The 7,500-nt window shown below is 40.2% G+C and carries 7 protein-coding genes; 4 read left to right on the top strand and 3 right to left on the bottom strand.

Translation table 11 applies throughout. The features are described from left to right. Positions 1-210 precede the first annotated feature (210 nt). Positions 211-507, top strand: coding sequence for a zinc-ribbon domain-containing protein (locus CIT02_RS04530; protein WP_292614421.1), 297 nt, complete (start codon positions 211-213; stop codon positions 505-507). A 64-nt stretch (positions 508-571) separates the two neighbouring features. Next, positions 572-1,147 carry a zinc ribbon domain-containing protein gene (locus CIT02_RS04535; RefSeq protein WP_292614423.1) on the top strand — a complete coding sequence of 192 codons (576 nt, stop codon included), beginning with the start codon at positions 572-574 and terminating at the stop codon, positions 1,145-1,147. 409 nt (positions 1,148-1,556) lie between these two features. Here CIT02_RS04535 and cobK read toward each other — a convergent pair whose 3' ends face one another. From cobK to CIT02_RS04550, 3 genes are all read right to left on the bottom strand, one after another. Continuing rightward, complete coding sequence (cobK, locus tag CIT02_RS04540) at positions 1,557-2,408, bottom strand: precorrin-6A reductase (RefSeq protein ID WP_292614425.1); 852 nt, start codon at positions 2,406-2,408, stop codon at positions 1,557-1,559. A 111-nt stretch (positions 2,409-2,519) separates the two neighbouring features. After that, positions 2,520-5,045, bottom strand: a complete 2,526-nt coding sequence (locus tag CIT02_RS04545) for a calcium-transporting P-type ATPase, PMR1-type (protein ID WP_292614427.1) — start codon at positions 5,043-5,045, stop codon at positions 2,520-2,522. 129 nt (positions 5,046-5,174) lie between these two features. Continuing rightward, positions 5,175-5,561, bottom strand: coding sequence for a UPF0146 family protein (locus CIT02_RS04550; RefSeq protein WP_292614429.1), 387 nt, complete (start codon positions 5,559-5,561; stop codon positions 5,175-5,177). Positions 5,562-5,589: 28 nt separating this feature from the next. Between CIT02_RS04550 and rimI the strand changes: the two genes are divergently transcribed. After that, positions 5,590-6,042, top strand: coding sequence for a ribosomal protein S18-alanine N-acetyltransferase (gene rimI, locus CIT02_RS04555; protein ID WP_292614431.1), 453 nt, complete (start codon positions 5,590-5,592; stop codon positions 6,040-6,042). 300 nt (positions 6,043-6,342) lie between these two features. Beyond that, positions 6,343-7,425, top strand: a complete 1,083-nt coding sequence (gene carA / locus CIT02_RS04560; protein WP_292614433.1) for a glutamine-hydrolyzing carbamoyl-phosphate synthase small subunit — start codon at positions 6,343-6,345, stop codon at positions 7,423-7,425. The last annotated feature ends 75 nt before the right edge of the window (positions 7,426-7,500 follow it).

Raw genomic sequence — 7,500 nt, forward strand, 5'->3', positions numbered from 1 at the left:
GCATGTAAAATCTAGTGAATATGCTTACAATAATTATTTTTTTCTTAATTTAGTATTTAAAATTGAAAATTAAAAGTATATTCATAATTATCATAAAATAACATGATTTTGTTTTATCTTCATAGATAATTTATATTAATGTGAAACAGGATTAATATTAAGATTGATTTGTTAGTAAATGCTTTATAATAAATAGGGGAGTATTAGGAAATGTTCTGTCCAAAATGTGGAACAAAAAACCAAGAAAATGCCCAGTATTGTCAAGATTGCGGTAAAATATTAAATAGAACTGAAAACCAATCATTTAATTATTATGAAGCCAAAAAACCTTCTATTTTTATTGTAATTTTGGGATATTTTTTAGGTATTTTAGGTGGATTTTTTGGGATTTTAATTGGTTTGTACTTATTATCTAAAGATAACCACAACTCAAAGTTTCACGGTCGGAACATAGTGATCATAGCGGTTATAAGCATGATTTTAGGACTTATATTGACTCTGCTATGATATCAAATGATAATCATGCTTTCAAAGGGAGTTAATTGATAAAATTAGTAGGAGTGTATAAAAAATGGTATTTTGCACCAATTGTGGTAATGAAAATGAGGATATTGCAGTTTTCTGTTCTAACTGTGGTCAGAAATTGCAAAAAATATCCGATGATCAAAACGAAACTCTTGCATCTCAAAGTCAAAGCGAACCACAAGTTTCTCATGGTGATAACGAATTACTTCAGGAAATGATTAACGTTACATGGAAATCTGGTCTTAACAATAAAAAAACGCTTTACTTCACTGATAAAAACCTCTACATTGCAGAAGGATCTTTTTTAACCGGTGGAATGGGATTTGCATTCGGAGGAATAATAGGGCATTATGTGGAAAAAAAGAGCCTTTCTGACAGGGAAAAAGCAGCTCGTACTATGAACTTCAAGGAAATGGCAGCTAGAAATTCAGATGTAATTACCATACCTTATAATGAAATAATTAACGTGATAATGGGGAAAAAAAGAATGCTGTTAGCCCCTTCAATAAAAATTGAGACTACCTCCGCTGATTACACTTTTACAGTAATGGATTACAACAAATACAAACAATTCCAACATAGTATACCCCTGATTCTAGGTGATATAGTGACTGTTGAATGAACTGTATTAAATAAGGAAATTGGATTTGTATTTATTCACATGCAAAATGATGGAAAATAAATGAAAATATTAATATTTAGCTATAGGCCTCTGCTGCCCGTTTAAACTTGAGATGTAGTTTTGTTATTACTATTTCCTATTTTTCGGACTCTTGCTGTTTTAAATGTAATTCCATGTTATTTTAATTAATTTCATTGAAAGAATATAAAACTAATAAAAATAAATACTAAATAACATCCAAGCCAATGATGAACCCTATGAGCTCTGAACTGATGATGACTGATGGGCGAGCTGAGGCTTATTCTAATTCTTATTTTACATTTAAAGTAAAAACATTCAATATAAACTTTGGGATGATCTTCACGCATTTCGTCTTTATTTCGTTTTATTACTTTTCTTCAGATCAGATTTATGACTTAAGCTCACTTCCACATCTGGAAATGACCTCATCAACCAGGAGATCCACCTCACCAAACACCAGCTTACCCTTTAACTCTTCTATTTCCGGGCGCATAACTACCACTACTGGCACATCCTGATCAAGTGCGGCCTGGATCTTGGACATGGTACCCCCGCTCTGACCACTTTCCTTGGTCAAAACCACCTTTATCTGGAATTCCTCCATGAGAATACCATTGAAGCGGGAAGAGAAGGTTCCCTCCATGGCCACAATGTTCCGGTGGGGTAAGCCCAGTTCCAGAGATTTTTCAATGGAATAAACCATGGGTAGAACCCGGGCCACTACTAAATTAGGGTTCAGGACCTCGGTAAGATAATGGAGTGTATTCACCCCGGCCAGGTGTAAAATTCTACCCCCCGGAAGATTCTCAGAATCCGAAAAATCATTTCCTTTTGATATTCCTGTAACTCCCATTATTTCCCTGATAATCTCCACAGCATCTTCAAAGGAGTTAACAGGATGGATTAAATCACTACCTGGAAGCTCGGTACAGGGTCTTTCAAAACGAAGGTAGGGAACACCCAAACTATCAGAAGCATTTATGGCATTTTGGGTGGCTGCTGAGGCAAAGGGATGGGTGGCGTCAAGGAGAAGTTCAATATCATTGTCCATCAGTATCTCCATCAACTCTTCTGCATTAAAACGACCATTTAGTACTTTGTCTGCACCAGAATTTCTAGCCAGTTCCACTCCATGGGATGTGGTGGCCGTGGCCAGAACATGAATCTCATCTACCGTAGAAAGATCTTGGATGATACGGCGGGCATCACTGGTCCCGGCCATTACCAGTAAATTCATCATTATAAACCTCAGCTTGATTAATAAAATATTAAATCCGGGATTGGGATTAAAAAAGAAATTTGAGACAAATATCTGATTTAACCCCGAATACTGGGATTAACTGATGTGGAATTATTTAAGGACCTTATTAACCACCCAGTCACTGACAAATATGGTGGTGGCAATCAGCAGGATCACCACCCAATCAAATAGGCCCAGAGCAGTGGTACGGAAGATTCCCTGGAGGAATGGCAAGTATATAACTGCTATTTGAAGGAGTAACGAAGCTCCCACGGCTATAAAGAGGACTTTATTGGAAAATCCACCATCAGAACGGCAGTTAAACACGTTAAATATTTGATACATTACGAAAACCGTGAAGGCCATGGTCATGGCCCTGTTTAATTCTGTGCCAGTGGATAACATGTAGGAGTAAAGGGCCAGTGTTCCTACAGTCATCACCACTCCAGCTGTAACTATTTTTATCAGGTTTTTGCGGGGGATGATCTCCTCCTTGAGGGGAGGTCTTTCCATAACTCCCTTTTCTGGTGGTTCAACACCTAATGACTGGGCTGGTGGTCCGTCCATTATGATATTTATCCATAAAACCTGGATAGGGTTGAAAGGAACTGGTAATCCCATTATAGATGAAGAGGTAATGGTTAATATTGCCCCGATGTTGGTGGAGAGCTGGAACCGGACAAAACGGCGAATGTTATCAAATATGGTTCGCCCCTCGCGCACGGCCTGGACTATTGTGGCGAAGTTGTCATCCTGAAGTAGCATGTCCGCGGATTCCTTGGCCACATCGGTACCACTACCCATTGCCACCCCAATAGCAGCCTTTTTAAGGGCAGGGGCGTCGTTAACTCCATCACCAGTCATGGATGCAACATTTCCCTTCTTCTTGAGGGTTTCCACAATTCTAACCTTCTGTTCCGGGAATACCCTGGCGTACACCCGGACATCGTCCACCATGTTTTCAAATTCCTGGTCACTGAGCTGGTCCAGGTCCGAACCAGTGAGGGCCACTATCTCCTCATCATCGGTAATTTCAATCTCCCGGGCAATGGCCACTGCAGTATCCTTGTGGTCCCCGGTGATCATCACCACCTTTATACCAGCCTTTTTAGCCTGGGCAATGGCCTGTTTAGCTTCTTCCCGTGGTGGGTCCATCATTCCCACCAAACCAGCGAAGATAAGGTCCGTTTCCAGTGATTCTTTATCCTCCAAATCCTCTTCTGGACCCAGCTTACGGTAGGCGAATCCCAGAACTCGCAGTGCATTTCCAGTCATTTCCTGGAGGTCCTTCATTGTATTTTCCCTGTCTTCAACTTTAAGGGAGCAGACTCCATCATCACCCTCTATCTGAGAACATTTTTGCAGTAAGACCTCAGGGGCCCCTTTTATAAGGACATATCTATCGTTCCCTATCTGGTTGACCGTGGTCATCCTCTTCCGGGTACTGTCCAGTGGTATCTCCAGTAGTCGGGGATTTTTTTCCTCCAGTTCTTTACGGTTGTATCCGTTTTCATCGGCATACACCAGTAACGAAGCATCGGTGGGATCACCCAATAATTTACCTTCAGACTGGGTGGCGTTGTTACAAAGTGCAGCTATGGTGTAAACCATTTCTGGGTCTTTCACCCGAGCATCTCTCACAGTCATCTGGTTCAGGGTTAGAGTTCCGGTTTTATCAGTACATATCACATTACAGGACCCCAGAGTTTCCACTGCCAGGAGTTTTCGAACAATAGCATTGCTTTTGGCCATTCTCTGCATTCCCAGTGCCAAAGTAAGGGTTAAAATTGCCGGGAGTCCCTCAGGAACCGCAGCCACTGCCAGGGAAACCGCAGTCATAAAGGTATCCACCAGTGGTACTCCCTGCAGGTACTCCAGTACGAATACTACGGAACACACTATAACCGCCAGTAGACCCAGATTTTTACCCAGAGTGCCGATTTTTTGCTGTAAAGGTGTTTGTTCCTCTTCTTCCTGGATCATCTCCGCTATTTTACCGATCTCGGTGTCCATACCAATTTCTACAACTATTCCCTTTCCACGGCCAGAAGCAACATCAGTTTCCATAAAGGCCATGTTCTCCGTGCCGTGATCATCAGCCATTATAGGTTGAGCATGTTTTTCAACTGGTAAAGACTCTCCAGTCATGGCAGACTCATCTATCAACAGGTCGTAGCTTTCTATTATTCTAAGATCCGCCGGGACATTGTCCCCTTCCTCCAGGAGTACTATATCCCCCAGAGTTAGTTCCCCCGCAGGCACTTTCTGTTCCTGACCATCTCTCAAAACTACTGCTTCCGTGGAAATAAGTCCTTTAAGTTTTTCCATTGCTTTTTCAGCACGGTACTCCTGGATAAATCCAACAACTGCATTTATCACTACCACTACCAGGATAACCACAGCATCAATGGTATCTCCAACATAGTACGCAGCAATGGCCGCGATAATCAGGATCAGGATGAGTATCTCCTTGAACTGTTCCAGGAAAATCCTCAGAGGTCCTGCCTTCTTTTCCTCAACCAGCTCGTTTTTACCATGTTCTGATAGTCTTTTCTGGGCTTCAGAACTACTTAAACCATTGATACTTGAATTTAAGGTTTTTAATGTTTCATCTGCACTTAATTTTTTCCATTTCATGTGAAATGCACCTAAGTCTACCTGAGAATTAATATGATTTTCATAACATTTATGATATTCTGCTTAGATTACGTAGTGTTACATTTACTACCAACCTACCTCAAGATTTAATAAGTTCCATTAGACATCTTACTTTGATTTTTTATAAAAAACTGCTTTTTTGTAGTTAATTAAATTCATCTTTCCCCGAGTATGAATAGAATCAGTTGAAAGGGGTTTTATAATTAAATCAGCCCCTAATTTATCGGAGAGTTGCTCCAAGTAAGGATGTAACTCTTCCGGGGGTCTTATGGAATAAATAAGTTCAGCATCCTTATATATTTTTAAGTCAGGTTGTCTAATATCATCTAGGATTACGGAATCATGGTAAGGTTTAATATCAGTCATGATGATATCCACCTCAAGACGTTTTTTCAGGTCACATCCCACCTGTAGAAAGTGTCCCACTGCCACTTCCGCAATGCCGGAAGATTGGGAATAATGTTCGATAATATATTCAGTAAAGTCACTCCACATTTTTATCACTCATAATTGGGGAAATTCAATGTTGATAAGAGAATTCAAACGTCCAGATCTTAAGAGAGTCCTGGAGATTGAATCATCATCATTTGATGATCCCTACCCCGCCAATGTACTGGTGGATCTATATAACTTAGGGGCAGGTTTTCTGGTAGCCCAGCAAGATAATATCATTGTGGGGTATATTATATTTTGGATCAGATTTGAAGATGAGGGTCATATCATTTCCATTGCCGTGGACCCCCACCATCATCGAAAGAAGATTGGTTCCAGTCTAGTGGAAACAACCCTGGAAATTTTCAAAAAATATAACGTGAACAAAATACAGTTGGAAGTAAGGAAAGGAAATCGAAAAGCCCGTAAATTTTATCAGAGGTTAGGTTTTGAGGAGAAAACATTGGTAATTGATTATTATGAAGATGGGGAAGATGCCATGATAATGGAGAAAATGCTGGAAAACCTTGAAAATTCCATATAACCCCTAATAATCGCCTAAAAATCCCACTAATCCCCAATTTCCCTAATTCTTTTAGAAAACCAGGGAAATCCTGCAGTTAAATTGAATTACTAATCAGGGTTATATCCTTGATTAACCAATCATATAATTGAGGACTAGATCTTATCTGGTGAAAATTGACAAGGATAAATAATAGAACTGCTATATTAATTGAGATGAATTAAAATTGAAAATATGAATCTAACACTATCCATTTTTTACCAAGTAAAGGAATCCCCAAGGAATAATTGGGGTAAAAAATATTTATAACATGGTGATTGAATGCAAGAAGACGCCAAATTAGCTTTAGAGGACGGTACAATACTTAAAGGGAAAGGATTCGGTTACCAAACAATAAAAACGGGAGAAGTGGTTTTCGCCACAGGGATGACCGGTTATGTAGAATCCCTCACTGATCCCTCTTATAAGGGGCAGATCCTAATGTCTACCTACCCTTTGCAGGGAAATTACGGTATATCCCCGGAGTGGTTCCAGTCCAACGGGATTAAAGCCGAAGGGTATGTGGTAAGAGAAGAAAATCCACACCCCTCACACAGTCATTCTGAAAACAGCCTTTCCGGATTTTTAGAGGAATACAAAATTCCCGGAATCAGTGCCATTGACACCCGTTCCCTTACCCTGAAAATCAGAAGATATGGGGCTATGAAAGGTGCCCTGGCAACAGAAGAAATAGATGATGGGGAACTTCTATCTTTGGCCCGGGATCAGCCCGGAATTGAAGACATTGACTTGGTAAACCAGGTATCCGTAACTGAACCCACCATATTAGGCGAGGAGTACTCCCAAAAGGCAGTTATACTGGACTGCGGAGTGAAGAATAACAGTATAAACGCCCTTTTAAAAAGAGAGATTGGTGTTGTTCTCCTGCCCTACCATACTTCACCCTCCGAAATATTGGATTATGAACCCGGAGCCATTCTGGTTTCAAGCGGGCCGGGAAATCCCAGCAGAGTTAAAGAAGCAATACAAACTGTGCAAAAACTTTCAGAAAGACTTCCTATTTTTGGTATTTGTTTAGGGCAGCAGATAATAGCCCGGGCCTTCGGAGCCAAGATTTACAAAATGAAATTTGGCCACCGGGGGATTAATCAACCAGTTAAGGATTTGAAAACTGGGAAAGTTTCCATAACCTCCCAGAATCATGGTTTCAGTATTGATAACCAGTTCTGTGACAATCTACCCCTTAACATTACCCAGATAAACCTCAACGATGGTACTGTGGAAGGAATAGAACACCCAGAACTCCCCATATCCAGTGTACAGTACCACCCGGAAGCCGGACCTGGACCCCACGACACGGACAACTACTTTGATAACTTCGTGGAGACTCTGAAAAATTACTAATAACACTTATTTAAGGTTTTTAATCTCAATTTAATTAAATATTATACACTGAATTTAAATTAAAGTGATAGATAG

This window comes from Methanobacterium sp. BAmetb5 (genome assembly GCF_003491305.1).
Taxonomy (GTDB): domain Archaea; phylum Methanobacteriota; class Methanobacteria; order Methanobacteriales; family Methanobacteriaceae; genus Methanobacterium.